This window comes from Enterobacter sp. I4 (assembly GCF_022669095.1).
Classification (GTDB): domain Bacteria; phylum Pseudomonadota; class Gammaproteobacteria; order Enterobacterales; family Enterobacteriaceae; genus Enterobacter; species Enterobacter pasteurii.
The window spans coordinates 724764-737764 of record NZ_JALBUO010000002.1 but is presented as its reverse complement, the minus strand read 5'-3'; the positions used below and the strand labels follow the sequence as shown (position 1 = coordinate 737764).

Annotated in this window: 17 protein-coding genes; 7 read left to right on the top strand and 10 right to left on the bottom strand. The window is 56.2% G+C overall.

Going from position 1 to position 13001, the window contains the following annotated elements; all coding sequences use genetic code 11:
- The first annotated feature begins 4 nt into the window (after positions 1-4).
- Positions 5-1651 carry a chaperonin GroEL gene (groL, locus tag MOQ06_RS15830; protein WP_015572446.1) on the top strand — a complete coding sequence of 549 codons (1647 nt, stop codon included), beginning with the start codon at positions 5-7 and terminating at the stop codon, positions 1649-1651.
- Positions 1652-1792: 141 nt separating this feature from the next.
- Here the strand turns inward: groL and MOQ06_RS15825 are convergent, their stop codons facing one another.
- Together MOQ06_RS15825 and MOQ06_RS15820 are read right to left on the bottom strand one after the other, a co-directional pair.
- Positions 1793-2254, bottom strand: coding sequence for a YjiG family protein (locus MOQ06_RS15825; RefSeq protein WP_176608912.1), 462 nt, complete (start codon positions 2252-2254; stop codon positions 1793-1795).
- Positions 2251-2898 carry a nucleoside recognition domain-containing protein gene (locus MOQ06_RS15820; protein ID WP_242173903.1) on the bottom strand — a complete coding sequence of 216 codons (648 nt, stop codon included), beginning with the start codon at positions 2896-2898 and terminating at the stop codon, positions 2251-2253. The genes MOQ06_RS15825 and MOQ06_RS15820 overlap by 4 nt, the downstream gene beginning before the upstream one ends.
- Positions 2899-3131: 233 nt before the next feature.
- Here MOQ06_RS15820 and MOQ06_RS15815 point away from each other — a divergent pair, with 233 nt between their 5' ends.
- Entirely contained in the window at positions 3132-3485 is a 354-nt protein-coding gene (locus MOQ06_RS15815; RefSeq protein ID WP_003855938.1) for a DUF4156 domain-containing protein, read from the top strand.
- A gap of 40 nt (positions 3486-3525) precedes the next feature.
- Here MOQ06_RS15815 and epmB read toward each other — a convergent pair whose 3' ends face one another.
- Positions 3526-4554 (bottom strand): EF-P beta-lysylation protein EpmB, encoded by a 1029-nt coding sequence (gene epmB, locus MOQ06_RS15810; RefSeq protein WP_242173901.1) that lies wholly within the window; start codon positions 4552-4554, stop codon positions 3526-3528.
- 40 nt (positions 4555-4594) lie between these two features.
- Between epmB and efp the strand changes: the two genes are divergently transcribed.
- The 3 genes from efp (at position 4595) to ecnB (ending at position 5605) form a co-directional block, all read left to right on the top strand.
- The gene (efp, locus tag MOQ06_RS15805; protein WP_003855940.1) at positions 4595-5161 is read left to right on the top strand and encodes an elongation factor P; all 567 of its coding nucleotides are present in this window, start codon (positions 4595-4597) and stop codon (positions 5159-5161) included.
- Positions 5162-5218: 57 nt separating this feature from the next.
- Positions 5219-5350 (top strand): entericidin A/B family lipoprotein, encoded by a 132-nt coding sequence (locus tag MOQ06_RS15800; protein ID WP_148421825.1) that lies wholly within the window; start codon positions 5219-5221, stop codon positions 5348-5350.
- A 108-nt stretch (positions 5351-5458) separates the two neighbouring features.
- A complete protein-coding gene (gene ecnB, locus MOQ06_RS15795) occupies positions 5459-5605 on the top strand; it encodes a lipoprotein toxin entericidin B (protein ID WP_003855942.1) in 147 nt (48 codons plus the stop codon).
- Positions 5606-5642: 37 nt separating this feature from the next.
- On the opposite strand, the gene MOQ06_RS15790 is transcribed toward ecnB, so the two are convergent.
- On the bottom strand, positions 5643-6242 hold the full coding sequence (locus MOQ06_RS15790) for a LuxR C-terminal-related transcriptional regulator (protein WP_148421829.1): 600 nt from the start codon (positions 6240-6242) through the stop codon (positions 5643-5645).
- A gap of 262 nt (positions 6243-6504) precedes the next feature.
- Between MOQ06_RS15790 and sugE the strand changes: the two genes are divergently transcribed.
- Positions 6505-6822, top strand: a complete 318-nt coding sequence (gene sugE, locus MOQ06_RS15785; protein ID WP_063450951.1) for a quaternary ammonium compound efflux SMR transporter SugE — start codon at positions 6505-6507, stop codon at positions 6820-6822.
- Here the strand turns inward: sugE and MOQ06_RS15780 are convergent.
- Positions 6819-7349, bottom strand: a complete 531-nt coding sequence (locus MOQ06_RS15780) for a lipocalin family protein (RefSeq protein WP_176608909.1) — start codon at positions 7347-7349, stop codon at positions 6819-6821. The two genes, sugE and MOQ06_RS15780, sit on opposite strands and share 4 nt — an antisense overlap.
- Positions 7350-7441: 92 nt before the next feature.
- Positions 7442-8587 (bottom strand): ACT family cephalosporin-hydrolyzing class C beta-lactamase, encoded by a 1146-nt coding sequence (blaACT, locus tag MOQ06_RS15775; protein WP_176608908.1) that lies wholly within the window; start codon positions 8585-8587, stop codon positions 7442-7444.
- 132 nt (positions 8588-8719) lie between these two features.
- Between blaACT and ampR the strand changes: the two genes are divergently transcribed.
- Complete coding sequence (gene ampR, locus MOQ06_RS15770; RefSeq protein WP_176608907.1) at positions 8720-9595, top strand: LysR family transcriptional regulator AmpR; 876 nt, start codon at positions 8720-8722, stop codon at positions 9593-9595.
- Positions 9596-9624: 29 nt separating this feature from the next.
- Here ampR and frdD read toward each other — a convergent pair whose 3' ends face one another.
- Genes frdD through frdA form a run of 4 tightly spaced genes read right to left on the bottom strand, consistent with a single transcriptional unit; the run spans position 9625 to position 12918 of the window.
- The gene (gene frdD, locus MOQ06_RS15765; RefSeq protein ID WP_148421835.1) at positions 9625-9984 is read right to left on the bottom strand and encodes a fumarate reductase subunit FrdD; all 360 of its coding nucleotides are present in this window, start codon (positions 9982-9984) and stop codon (positions 9625-9627) included.
- A 10-nt stretch (positions 9985-9994) separates the two neighbouring features.
- Positions 9995-10390: a fumarate reductase subunit FrdC gene (gene frdC / locus MOQ06_RS15760; RefSeq protein WP_242174440.1), complete on the bottom strand. Its 396-nt coding sequence runs from the start codon at positions 10388-10390 to the stop codon at positions 9995-9997.
- A gap of 10 nt (positions 10391-10400) precedes the next feature.
- Positions 10401-11135, bottom strand: coding sequence for a fumarate reductase iron-sulfur protein (frdB, locus tag MOQ06_RS15755; protein ID WP_148421837.1), 735 nt, complete (start codon positions 11133-11135; stop codon positions 10401-10403).
- The gene (gene frdA, locus MOQ06_RS15750) at positions 11128-12918 is read right to left on the bottom strand and encodes a fumarate reductase (quinol) flavoprotein subunit (RefSeq protein WP_148421839.1); all 1791 of its coding nucleotides are present in this window, start codon (positions 12916-12918) and stop codon (positions 11128-11130) included. Before frdA ends, frdB begins: the two co-directional genes overlap by 8 nt.
- Positions 12919-13001: the final 83 nt, after the last annotated feature.

Genomic DNA, 13001 nt, shown 5'->3' with positions numbered 1-13001 from the left:
GAACATGGCAGCTAAAGACGTAAAATTCGGTAACGACGCTCGTGTAAAAATGCTCCGCGGCGTAAACGTACTGGCAGACGCAGTGAAAGTCACCCTGGGCCCGAAAGGCCGTAACGTAGTGCTGGATAAATCCTTCGGCGCACCAACCATCACCAAAGATGGTGTTTCTGTTGCACGTGAAATCGAGCTGGAAGACAAGTTCGAAAACATGGGTGCGCAGATGGTGAAAGAAGTTGCCTCTAAAGCGAACGATGCAGCAGGTGACGGTACCACCACCGCGACCGTACTGGCGCAGGCGATCATCACCGAAGGCCTGAAAGCTGTTGCTGCGGGCATGAACCCAATGGATCTGAAACGTGGTATCGACAAAGCTGTCGCGTCCGCTGTTGAAGAACTGAAAGCGCTGTCCGTACCGTGCTCTGACTCTAAAGCTATTGCTCAGGTTGGTACCATCTCCGCTAACTCCGACGAAACCGTAGGTAAACTGATCGCTGAAGCGATGGATAAAGTCGGTAAAGAAGGCGTTATCACCGTTGAAGACGGTACCGGTCTGGAAGACGAACTGGACGTGGTTGAAGGTATGCAGTTCGATCGCGGTTACCTGTCCCCATACTTCATCAACAAGCCAGAAACTGGCGCCGTTGAGCTGGAAAGCCCGTTCATCCTGCTGGCTGACAAGAAAATCTCCAACATCCGCGAAATGCTGCCAGTACTGGAAGCCGTTGCGAAAGCAGGCAAGCCGCTGGTTATCATCGCTGAAGATGTTGAAGGCGAAGCGCTGGCAACGCTGGTGGTCAACACCATGCGCGGCATCGTGAAAGTGGCTGCGGTTAAAGCACCTGGCTTCGGCGATCGCCGTAAAGCGATGCTGCAGGATATCGCTACCCTGACCGGTGGTACCGTGATCTCTGAAGAGATCGGTATGGAGCTGGAAAAAGCGACCCTGGAAGACCTGGGCCAGGCGAAACGCGTTGTGATCAACAAAGACACCACCACCATCATCGACGGTGTGGGTGAAGAAGCCGCTATTCAGGGCCGCGTTGGTCAGATCCGCAAGCAGATCGAAGAAGCAACTTCCGATTACGACCGTGAAAAACTGCAGGAGCGCGTGGCGAAACTGGCAGGCGGCGTTGCGGTAATCAAAGTGGGTGCTGCAACCGAAGTTGAAATGAAAGAGAAGAAAGCTCGCGTTGACGATGCCCTGCACGCGACCCGTGCTGCGGTAGAAGAAGGCGTGGTTGCTGGTGGTGGTGTCGCGCTGGTGCGTGTAGCCGCTAAACTGGCTGGCCTGACCGCTCAGAACGAAGACCAGAACGTGGGTATCAAAGTTGCGCTGCGCGCAATGGAAGCTCCTCTGCGTCAGATCGTATCCAACGCCGGTGAAGAGCCGTCTGTGGTAGCGAACAACGTGAAGGCGGGTGAAGGTAACTACGGTTACAACGCTGCAACGGAAGAATACGGCAACATGATCGACTTCGGTATCCTGGATCCAACTAAAGTTACCCGTTCTGCTCTGCAGTACGCGGCATCTGTAGCTGGCCTGATGATCACTACCGAGTGCATGGTAACCGACCTGCCTAAAGGCGACGCGCCTGACTTAGGTGCTGCTGGCGGTATGGGCGGCATGGGTGGAATGGGCGGCATGATGTAATCATGTTGTTCTGAACCTTTCAGAACGAACCCCGGGCAGCGATGCCCGGGGTTTTTTATTGCCCGTCGAGCCGTTACTCAAACAAGATGTGCATTTCGGAAACGCGGGGATTCCGGCACTGAAAAATCCATTTTTATCTCCTCAGAAGAGTAGCTGCATCACCCACATTGAGAGCAGGGCATTAATGACGCAGAGAGTAATTATGTGCGGGTAATATTTCGGGTTCACGCCCGCGGTGCCGAGGCAGCGGCCCGTGTTTTGCACCGGATTGCCCATCAGGTAGATGGCGGGCAGCAGGATGGTGGCATCATGGCCGCTGAGCGTGCCGGCAACGACCAGGCTGGCGCAAACCCCCACGCCGCCGCCCATACTCATCACCGAGGCAAGAAGGACCGTAGCCGCCGCGCCCGGAAGTCCCCACAGCGCCATAATCGGCTCGCATATCCTGCCGACAACATCCAGCAGGCCAGTGACCTTGAGCGCCTGAATGAGGACAAACGCCATAACCACGTTCGGCAGCAGGCTGGTGGTGGCGATGGTGAAGCCGCGGCGGGCGCCATCGATAAACATGTCCATCATATTTTTACGCGGCTGGGCGATCATTTTTCCTCCTGAATACGACGATGTTCCAAGTGGGCGATCCACAGCCGCAGGAAGTTGGCGCCAACAAATTTGAACACCAGAATGACCGCCAGCGGCGCGATCGCCGGGACGGTAATGAAGGCAAAGAGGGCTGCTCCGGAAGAAAAGTAGTTAGTAATAATGGCGCTACCGCTGGTCTGGAAGGTGGCGAAAATGGCGCGCTCATGGTCCGTTATCGCCCCTTCGTCGGTCAACTCTTTGGTCATCCCTGCGGCTGCATCGGTGTTTTGCAGGTTGGCGATAAGCGCCAGAGAGCAAATGCCCGGCACGCCAAGCAGCGGGCGCAAAACGGGCGTCATAAGCTTTTGGGCGGCACGCAGCCCGCCCAGCCCTTCGGTGACGGCAATGATCCCGAGCGATAAAATGACCGACGGCGCCAGCTCAAGGGCAAACAAGAAACCGTCTTTCGCCCCCGAGCCGCCCTCGCCGCGAAACGTTAGCGCGCCGTTCACCGGCCCAAAGCTGCCGTTTAAGACGGTAAAATCCAGCACCCGCCACCATTCGGTGCTTTTGGCGAAAAAGCCTGAGAAAAATACGATGGTGAGCACGAACGCCAGATAGCCCACCCATGTCACTTTTTCCTCTCCTGAGGATGATGCACTCATGAAACCCCCTGTTCTAGTCGCGTACAAAAGTTGTACGTCGCACCACTAAAAACGATCGGGGGCTAAAACACGATATCCCAAAGGTTATTATCAGAATTCATTTAAGATGTCGGAGGAGTGCCGGGCGGAATCTGGCTCGCAGAAATGCTCAGCATTTTTCTTTTGGTCATCTTTTTAGTATAAGGTTTACACGCGGACAACTACTGTCCAGCTTATTGAAAACGAGGAATAACATGCGCATAAAAGTCTGTGCAGGGATTGTAGGTGCAGCATTGCTGCTGGCGGGTTGTAGCACCAGCAATGAGCTGACGGCAGCGGGCCAGAGCGTTCGCTTTGTGGAAGATAAGCCGGGCAGCGAATGCCAGCTGTTAGGCACCGCCACCGGCGAGCAAAGCAACTGGATGTCGGGACAGCACGGCGAAGAGGGCGGCTCTATGCGCGGTGCGGCCAACGCCCTGCGTAATCAGGCTGCGGCAATGGGCGGTAACGTGATTTACGGCGTAAGCAGCCCGACGCAGGGGATGCTGTCCAGCTTTGTGCCGACCGCCAGCCAGATGAACGGCCAGGTCTATAAGTGCCCGAACTGATAGCCTTTTCCCTCTCCCCGCAGGGAGAGGGTTAGGGAAGCTAGCGTTGCCGAAGCTGCAAATCCAGCGGCGTCTTGCTCGGCTCTCCGCCAATCTCGCGTGCCAGCTTCGGCACCATATAACCTGAAACCAGCGTTAACAGTTCGCGCATAATCTGTCGGGCCTCGTCATCCGTCACCATGAAGTGTGCCGCACCCTGTACGCGATCCAGAACGTGCAGGTAATACGGCATCACGCCCGCATCAAATAAGGCATTGCTGAGATCGGCCAGCACGCGGGCGCTGTCGTTTACGCCGCGCAGCAGTACGCTCTGGTTGAGCAGCGTGACGCCCGCCATACGCAAACGCGCCATCGATGCACGAAAGTCTGCGTCAATTTCATTCGCATGGTTGATATGGTTCACCAGCAGCACCTGCAAACGGGACTGTTCGAGGCGCGTGACCAGCGCGTCGGTAATACGCGCCGGGATCACGATCGGCAGACGGCTGTGAATGCGCAGACGCTTAACGTGCGGAACGGACTCAAGCTGAGTCAGCAGCCAGTCCAGCTCATGATCTTTAGCCATCAGCGGATCGCCGCCGGAGAAGATGATCTCATCCAGCTCCGGGTGCGCCGCGATGTAGTCCAGCGCCACCTGCCAGTTGCGCTTGTTGCCCTGATTTTCGGCATAAGGGAAGTGACGACGGAAGCAATAGCGGCAATTTACCGCGCAGCCGCCCTTTACCAGCAGCAGGGCACGGTTGCGATATTTATGCAGCAACCCCGGTACCACACTGTTCTGCTCTTCCAGAGGATCGGTGCTGTATCCTGGTGCCGTAATAAACTCGTCCTGAGAGGTAAGCGTTTGTTTAAGCAATGGATCGTCGGGATTCCCTTTTTCCATGCGGGCAACAAACGCGCGGGGAACGCGCAGGGCGAAAAGGCGCTTCGCCTCACGGCCTGCACGCAACGTTTCATGCTGTTCGAGGTCTAAAAGACGCAGCAATTCATCAGGACTGGTGATTACATCGGCAAGTTGCGATAACCAATCTTCTCTGGACGGGGTGTTTAGGGTTACAATATGCGCCATTTTGTGGCTTAGCTACCAGTTAACAAATTTAGAGGGCCTTATGGCAACGTACTATAGCAACGATTTTCGTGCTGGTCTTAAAATCATGATGGACGGCGAACCGTACGCGGTTGAAGCCAGCGAATTCGTTAAACCAGGTAAAGGCCAGGCATTTGCGCGCGTTAAGCTGCGCCGCCTCCTGACCGGTACCCGTGTTGAGAAAACCTTCAAATCTACTGACTCCGCTGAAGGCGCTGATGTTGTCGATATGAACCTGACTTACCTGTACAACGACGGTGAGTTCTGGCACTTCATGAACAACGAAACCTTCGAGCAGCTGTCTGCTGACGCGAAAGCGATTGGCGACAACGCCAAATGGCTGCTGGATCAGGCTGAGTGCATCGTGACCCTGTGGAATGGTCAGCCTATCGCCGTTACGCCTCCGAACTTCGTTGAGCTGGAAATCGTTGAAACCGATCCAGGCCTGAAAGGTGATACCGCAGGTACCGGCGGCAAGCCAGCAACGCTGTCCACCGGCGCTGTGGTAAAAGTGCCGCTGTTCGTTCAGATTGGTGAAGTGATCAAAGTGGATACCCGCTCCGGCGAATACGTATCCCGCGTGAAGTAATTTACGTGATGATATAAGGCGCAGCGCCCGCTGCGCCTGATTTTGCAGGCAGGGAAGATGAAACGCACCGTTAAAATTCTGCTTCTGTTAGCGCTCTCCGGCGCCATTCTCTCCGGTTGCAACACCGCGCGTGGCGTGGGTGAAGATATCCAGGATCTCGGCCATATCATTTCCCATGCTGCCAGCTAATTCCGTCTAATTTTCCTAAAAATTCTTCCTTTTCCGTCAAACGACAAGATCTTGTCTATTCTTAAGTTGCTATACACAAAATAACTTTGGCTATAAAAGGAAGATATTATGGTTAAGAAAACAATTGCAGCGATCTTTTCTGTTCTGGTGCTTTCTTCGGTACTGACTGCATGTAACACCACCCGTGGCGTAGGGGAAGATATCTCCGACGGTGGTAACGCTATTTCTGGTGCAGCAACTAAAGCTCAGAACTAATGAAAGCGACGGTACGGCGCCTGGTTTCACCGTACCGTCAATTCTCCGCTTCCTGTAGCGATAAAAACGGGGAATAGCGCGTATCCATATGCAGCTTCATGCGGATGTTGCGTTTGTACGTATATACCGTCTTACCGTTAATACGTAAATTGCTGGCAATCTTCTGGTTGCTTGCGCCATCCATCCACAAAGTCAGCACTCTCTCTTCCTGACGCGTCAGCAGCGGTGCCGCAACTTTTGGTATTTCCGCAGTGGCGCATGACGTCAGGGCGTCATTGATAACCGTCGCTAATCCTTCCAGATCGGTATGCTTCGACAGCGAAGACCATACCGGGTAATGCGCAAGATAATCCGTCATCTCCTGCTCCTGCCCCGACTGCAGCAGTATAAAAGGCAGCGTTTCGCTGGCAATCAGCAGGGAAGAGAGCTGCTGGAAGTGGTGCATATCCTGCCGAAAGCTATATAAATCGGCGATCACCAGCGAAGGCTTCCATTGCAAAATATGCTCTCTGGCAAGAAAGAGATTATTTAACCCGGTTACGACGAATTGACCCGGAAACAGGCCGGAATGATTGAGCCATGCTTCAAATCCCGTGCGGGTGAAGTGACAACGGTCAACCAAAAGAATTTTGAACATAAAATATTCGCAGTCGGCTAGTGGTTTGGCTTCCTGCCATCAGAAAGCCTAACATCATAGAGAAGTCGGATGAGTTATAAATGCCGGAACTACGTGCCTTACAGAGGCTATTTCTTGCCTTAACGCGTTCAGCAGAAAAGGATTGAAAAAAAATTTCTCGCTAACCAAAATAAGAGGCTCAATCTCTGCCTTGCGGGACGACCCGCAAGCGCATCACTCATCGGGGACGGCCCCAACTTGTCGTTAAGTTAAGGAGCCTGTTATGTCCTGGATCGTTCTTGTTATTGCCGGTTTACTCGAAGTGGTATGGGCTATTGGCCTGAAATACACCCACGGTTTTACCCGCCTGACGCCCAGCGTTATTACCATTGCCGCGATGATTGTCAGTATCGTCATGCTTTCATGGTCGATGCGCACCCTGCCCGTAGGGACGGCTTACGCTGTCTGGACGGGAATTGGCGCGGTAGGCGCTGCCATTACCGGCATTCTCCTGCTGGGGGAATCCGCGAGCCTGGCGCGTATTGCCAGCCTCGCATTGATTGTCGCGGGTATCATTGGGTTAAAACTCAGCACGCACTAATGCGGCTGTTTCACCCAGATTAATTTCGTCACATCAAACCCTTGCCGGGTCGCAACGTTAAGCATCTGCTGCTTCATTTCCGCAGAGATCGCTGGCGTGCGGGAGAGGATCCACAGGTAGTTGCGATCCGGCCCACAGATCAGCGCGTGGCGGTACTCTCTGTCCAGCGCAATGACGTTATACCCGCCGTAGAACGGGCCGAAGAAGGAGACCTTCAGCGCGGCGCGGTTCGACGCGCCGGTGAAATAGGCCTGACCAACCGACTGCTGCCACATCTGCCGATCCGGGTTATAGCCGCGATTAACGACCTGGATCCCGCCGTCATCCATCGCGCTGTAGGTGGCCGTGACTTTCTCTAAACCGCGTTCAAATTGATGATCCATACGGGCGATTTCATACCACGTACCGAGGAAGCGCTGTGCGTCGAAGTTGCTAACCACCGTAACGCCGGGCGGGGGAGTGGGGGAACTGCAGGCCACAGCTAAAAATGCGGCCGTCACGACGGCAATAACGGACAGAATGCGCATAAGAATTTCCTTACCGTTTTTTGTTAAGTGTAGATGACGGCAGGAAAATGTGGATGTGGCCGGGTAGGGTGAAGCCGCTACCCGGCAGTGTTTTACTTCAGCGCGCTCAAAATACGATAACCCGCGTCAACGCGCGCCGGGTTGGGGTAACTTTTATTCGCCAGCATCACGATCCCGATCTGTTTTTCCGGAATAAAGGCCACGTAGCTGCCGAACCCGCCAGTCGATCCGGTTTTGTGCACCCAGGAGGCTTTTACAGGCGGTGCCGGAGGAACTACCTCGACCGCCGGCAAGGCGGCCAGCGCCACCTTGCCGTCACTCCCCTCGACCACCGTTTTGGCCTCCACCGGCCAGTTGAGCATCTCCCAGCCCAGACCCTGGTACATTGAACCTATCCGCCAGTAGCGCGACTGCGCCAGCGCGATGCCCTGCTTAAGTGAGGCGTCAGCGACCTTCTCCGGTGCCATGTTTGCCATCACCCAGTCTGCCATATCCTGCACGTTGGTTTTGACGCCATAGGCTTCCGCGTCCAGCATTCCCGGCGAAACGTGAACGGCTTTACCATCACGGTAGCCCCAGGCGTAATTTTTCTCTTCCGCTTCTGGAACGTTAATCCAGGTGTGATGCAGCGCCAGCGGTTTAAATACCCGCTCGGTCATTGCCTGCTCGTAACGCATGCCGGAAGGTTTAACCGCCAGCGCCCCGAACAGGCCGATGCTGGCGTTTGCATAAAGACGTGTTGTGCCCGGCTTCCACTGCGGCTGCCACCGTTGATAGAAGCGCAGCAGTGAGGCGTTATCCGTCACCGCATCCGGTACCTGTAGCGGCAAACCGCCGGCGGTGTAGGTCGCCAGATCCAGCATCCGAATGCCCTGCCACTGCTTGCCTGTCAGCTCAGGCCAGTATTTGGTCACCGGATCGCCCAGAGAAATTTCACCGCGAGCGACAGCATCCCCACCCAATACCCCGGTGAAGGTTTTACTTATAGAGCCCAGCTCGAACAGGGTATCTGGGGTGACCGGTTTGTTGGCCGCGACGTCGGCTTTGCCGAAGGTGTAGTAGTGCGGTTTACCCTGATAAATAACGGCCACCGCCATGCCGGGAATGGACTGGGCCTTCATCAGCGGCGTAATCGTATCCGCGACCACCTGCGCCAGCTGTTTATCCGACACCGGCGCGGCCAGAGCAGAGCAAGAAACGCCGAGCAGCAGGGCGCAGCAAAGGGATTTTTTCATCATCAGTAATCTTCCGTAATAGCGAGTCAAGGGGATGTCCGGGCCCGTCAGACAGGCCTAGTCTGTTGGATTTGACTGTATCTGACAAACGGTTAAATTTAGCATTAGCTGTTAATTTTTCTAACGGATGAGGCCATGACGCGAAGCTATCTCCCCCTTAATTCGCTTCGAGCCTTTGAAGCGGCCGCAAGGCATCTCAGCTTTACGCATGCGGCCATTGAGCTGAACGTGACGCACTCGGCCATTAGCCAGCATGTGAAAGCGCTGGAGCAGCATCTGAACTGTCAGCTGTTTGTCCGCGTTTCGCGCGGGCTGATGCTGACCACCGAGGGCGAGAACCTGCTGCCGGTGCTGAATGATTCGTTTGACCGTATAGCCGGAATGCTGGATCGCTTTGCTAACCATCGCGCGCAGGAGAAGCTGAAAATCGGCGTGGTGGGCACGTTCGCGACCGGCGTTTTATTCTCCCGTCTGGATGATTTTCGCCGCAGCTATCCGCACATCGATCTTCAGCTTTCTACCCATAACAACCGCGTCGATCCGGCTGCCGAAGGTCTTGATTACACCATCCGCTACGGTGGAGGGGCGTGGCACGGCACCGAGGCCGAGTTTCTTTGCCATGCGCCGCTCGCGCCGCTGTGCACGCCGGATATCGCCGCCGAACTGCACAGTCCGTCCGACATCCTCAGGTTTACGCTGCTGCGCTCCTACCGACGCGACGAGTGGAGCGCGTGGATGCAGGCAGCTGGCGAACTCCCGCCTTCACCAACGCATCGTGTGATGGTGTTCGATTCGTCAGTCACGATGCTGGAAGCGGCGCAGGCGGGCGTGGGCATAGCCATCGCGCCCGTCGATATGTTTACCCATCAGTTAGCCAGCGAGCGCATTGTGCAGCCGTTTGCGACGCAGATCGATCTCGGCAGTTACTGGCTGACCAGACTGCAGTCGCGGGCGGAAACCCCTGCCATGCGTGAATTTGCCGGGTGGCTGGTGGAGAAGATGAAAAAATAAAAGGCCCGCCGGATGGCGGGCCTGTTCACTCAGATAGTGACCACGGCAATCAGCGTGACCACCGTCAGAATGGTCGCCAGACCGTAGAAGACCCATTTACCGCTCGGTACATGGATTTTCAGATCGTGCATCGCATGGTGGATACGGTGCAGGCCGCACCACAGCGGCAGAACGATCGTCAGGAAGATGAACGCGCGGCCAATAAAGCTGCTCGCAAAGGCCATCACGCGCTCGTAGCTCAGCGCGTCGCCCGGGAACAGCCCCAGCGGCAGCATAATCCCGACCAGCAGGATGATGACCGGGGCAATAATGGCGCTCCACATGCCGCCTGCGCCAAACAGGCCCCAGAAGACCGGCTCGTCTGAACGTTTTGGATTTGGATTGATCACAATAGTCTCCTTACCAGAACAGTGCGACAAACAGAATGACTACAGAGACCACTGCCGTCACTCCCCAGAGCCCTTTAATGACCGGCTCTGGTCCCATTTTCTCGCCTTTTACAATAATGTTCGCGGCTTTTGGCGCCAGTTCAAACCAGGTTTTGGTATGAAGCAGCGCGGCTGCGAGCACAATCAGGTTCAGAACAACGATGATTGGGTTTTGCAGGAAGCCCACAAAGCTCGCCCAGGCTTCCGGGCCGTGCTTGAGGGCAAAAACGCCGTACAGCAGTTCGAGGCTGAACCAGACCGCAGGAACTGCCGTGCCTTCACGCAGCATATAGAAGCGATAAAACGGCAGTTTTTTCCACCAGGTGGACGGCATCGGCCGCACGTAGGCTTTGCGTTTAGTCGTCATCATGCACTCCTTAGCGTGGTTTCAGGGTGGCGATAAGAAAGTCTTTCGAGCTTTCCACCTTACCCTGCTGAATGGCGGCGGCCGGGTCGACGTGCTTCGGACACACTTCGGAGCAGTAGCCCACAAAAGTACAGCTCCAGACGCCGTTCTGGCTGTTAAGCTGCGCCATACGTTCTTTTTTACCGTTGTCGCGGCTATCCTCGTTGTAGCGGTGAGCCAGCGTGATCGCCGCCGGGCCGATGAACTCAGGGTTCAGGCCAAACTGCGGACAGGCGGCGTAGCACAGGCCGCAGTTAATGCAGCCGGAGAACTGATGGTATTTCGCCATCTGGGCCGGCGTTTGGGTGTTGGGCCCCTGATCCGGCGTGCGCGGGTTGCCGATAATGTACGGCTTAATCGCTTCCAGGCTTTCGATAAAGTGGGTCATATCAACCACCAGATCGCGCTCGATCGGGAAGTTGCCCAGCGCTTCAACCTTGATGCCTTTGGTGTAATCACGCAGGAAGGTTTTGCACGCCAGCTTCGGCACCTTGTTGACCATCATGCCGCAGGAGCCGCAGATTGCCATGCGGCAGGACCAGCGGTAGCTCAGGTCTGGCGCCAGGTTATCTTTGATATAGCCGAGCGCATCCAGCAGGGAGGTTTGCTCGTCGTAAGGGACTTCATAAAAAGCGCTGTGCGGCGCGGTGTCCACTTCCGGATTGTAGCGCACCACTTCAACTTTCAGTTTTTGCATCTCAGCCATTCGCCTTCTCCTTCTTATCGGCGGCTTCTGCTTCTGCACCGTACACGCGTTTCGCTGGTGGCAGCGTGGTGATTTTCACGTCGCTGTAGCCCAGACGGGTGGTGCCATCCGCATCGCGCCAGGCGAGAGTGTGTTTAAGGAAATTAACGTCGTCACGTTCTGTGCAGCCTTCATCCAGGCGCTGGTGCGCACCGCGCGACTCTTTACGAGCCAGGGCTGAATGGGCCATACACTCCGCGACGTTCAGGCCGTGGCCCAGCTCAATGGTGTAGAGCAGGTCGGTGTTGAAGACGCTGGAGGTGTCGGTGATGCGCACGCGCTTGAAGCGCTCCTGCAGTTCCGCCAGCTTGTCGACGGTTTTCTGCATCAGCTCTGGCGTACGGTAGATCCCGCAGCCCTCTTCCATTGAGAGACCCATTTCGTCGCGGATCTTCGACCAGTTTTCGTTGCCTTCCTGGTTTACCAGGCCTTTCAGACGCTTCTCGACGTCTGCGGCCTGCGCATCCAGCGCCGCGCCGTTTGCTTCGCCTGCGGTTGCGGCACGCTCCATCGCGCGCTCGCCCGCCATGCGGCCAAAGACCACCAGCTCAGCCAGCGAGTTAGACCCAAGACGGTTTGCGCCGTGCAGGCCGACGGAGGAGCATTCGCCCACCGCAAACAGCCCTTTGATGCGGGTTTCGCACTGCTGATCGGTTTCAATACCGCCCATGGTGTAGTGCGCGGTTGGACGAACCGGAATCGGCTCTTTCACCGGGTCGACGCCCACGTAGGCCTTCGCCAGCTCGCAGATGAACGGCAGACGCTCCAGCAGCTTCTTCTCGCCCAGGTGACGCAGGTCGAGATGAACCACGTCGCCGCGCGGCGTGGAGATGGTGTTGCCTTTGCGCCACTCGTGCCAGAAGGCCTGAGAGACTTTATCGCGCGGGCCGAGCTCCATGTATTTGTTTTTCGGCTCGCCGAGCGGGGTTTCCGGACCCATGCCGTAATCCTGCAAATAGCGATAGCCGTTTTTGTTGACCAGAATGCCGCCTTCGCCGCGGCAGCCTTCCGTCATCAGAATGCCGGAGCCGGGCAGGCCGGTTGGGTGATACTGCACGAACTCCATATCGCGCAGCGGCACGCCATGGCTGAGCGCCATGCCCATACCGTCTCCGGTCACGATGCCGCCGTTGGTGTTGTAGCGATAAACGCGGCCCGCGCCGCCGGTCGCCATGACTACCGCGCTGGCGCGGATCTGGACCAGCGTGCCTTCCATCATGTTCATCGCCACCAGGCCGCGCGCCTGGCCGTCGTCCACCAGAATGTCGAGAACGAAGTGTTCGTCGAAGCGCTGAATTTGTGGGAACTGGAGTGACGTCTGGAACAGGGTGTGCAGCATGTGGAAGCCGGTTTTATCGGCGGCAAACCAGGTACGTTCGATCTTCATTCCACCGAAGCGGCGGACGTTGACGCTGCCGTCCGGACGTCGGCTCCACGGGCATCCCCACTGTTCAAGCTGGGTCATTTCCGTTGGGCAATGGTGTACGAAGTAATCAACGACATCCTGTTCGCAAAGCCAGTCGCCCCCTGCAACCGTGTCGTGGAAATGGTATTCGAAGCTGTCATGATCCTGCGCGACGGCGGCGGACCCTCCTTCTGCGGCCACCGTATGGCTGCGCATCGGGTAGACTTTTGAAATCAGTGCGATTTTAGCGTTCGGATTGGCTTGTGCTGCTGCGATTGCAGCGCGTAATCCAGCCCCGCCAGCGCCTATTACGGCAAGATCGGCTTGAAAAGTTTGCACGACATTCCTCCAGATTTTTGTTTTCCCGCAACGCGATGAGCTAAAGGTCGTTCACCTGCCCGAACGGGCGGTTGCGGAAGCGA

Excerpts from the sequence above, each read along its gene's own strand:
- groL (WP_015572446.1), top strand. The coding sequence starts at position 5 with ATGGCAGCTAAAGACGTAAAATTCGGTAACGACGCTCGTGTAAAAATG.
- MOQ06_RS15825 (WP_176608912.1), bottom strand. The coding sequence starts at position 2,254 with ATGATCGCCCAGCCGCGTAAAAATATGATGGACATGTTTATCGATGGC.
- MOQ06_RS15820 (WP_242173903.1), bottom strand. The coding sequence starts at position 2,898 with ATGAGTGCATCATCCTCAGGAGAGGAAAAAGTGACATGGGTGGGCTAT.
- MOQ06_RS15815 (WP_003855938.1), top strand. The coding sequence starts at position 3,132 with ATGCGCATAAAAGTCTGTGCAGGGATTGTAGGTGCAGCATTGCTGCTG.
- epmB (WP_242173901.1), bottom strand. The coding sequence starts at position 4,554 with ATGGCGCATATTGTAACCCTAAACACCCCGTCCAGAGAAGATTGGTTA.
- efp (WP_003855940.1), top strand. The coding sequence starts at position 4,595 with ATGGCAACGTACTATAGCAACGATTTTCGTGCTGGTCTTAAAATCATG.
- MOQ06_RS15800 (WP_148421825.1), top strand. The coding sequence starts at position 5,219 with ATGAAACGCACCGTTAAAATTCTGCTTCTGTTAGCGCTCTCCGGCGCC.
- ecnB (WP_003855942.1), top strand. The coding sequence starts at position 5,459 with ATGGTTAAGAAAACAATTGCAGCGATCTTTTCTGTTCTGGTGCTTTCT.
- MOQ06_RS15790 (WP_148421829.1), bottom strand. The coding sequence starts at position 6,242 with ATGTTCAAAATTCTTTTGGTTGACCGTTGTCACTTCACCCGCACGGGA.
- sugE (WP_063450951.1), top strand. The coding sequence starts at position 6,505 with ATGTCCTGGATCGTTCTTGTTATTGCCGGTTTACTCGAAGTGGTATGG.
- MOQ06_RS15780 (WP_176608909.1), bottom strand. The coding sequence starts at position 7,349 with ATGCGCATTCTGTCCGTTATTGCCGTCGTGACGGCCGCATTTTTAGCT.
- blaACT (WP_176608908.1), bottom strand. The coding sequence starts at position 8,587 with ATGATGAAAAAATCCCTTTGCTGCGCCCTGCTGCTCGGCGTTTCTTGC.
- ampR (WP_176608907.1), top strand. The coding sequence starts at position 8,720 with ATGACGCGAAGCTATCTCCCCCTTAATTCGCTTCGAGCCTTTGAAGCG.
- frdC (WP_242174440.1), bottom strand. The coding sequence starts at position 10,390 with ATGACGACTAAACGCAAAGCCTACGTGCGGCCGATGCCGTCCACCTGG.
- frdB (WP_148421837.1), bottom strand. The coding sequence starts at position 11,135 with ATGGCTGAGATGCAAAAACTGAAAGTTGAAGTGGTGCGCTACAATCCG.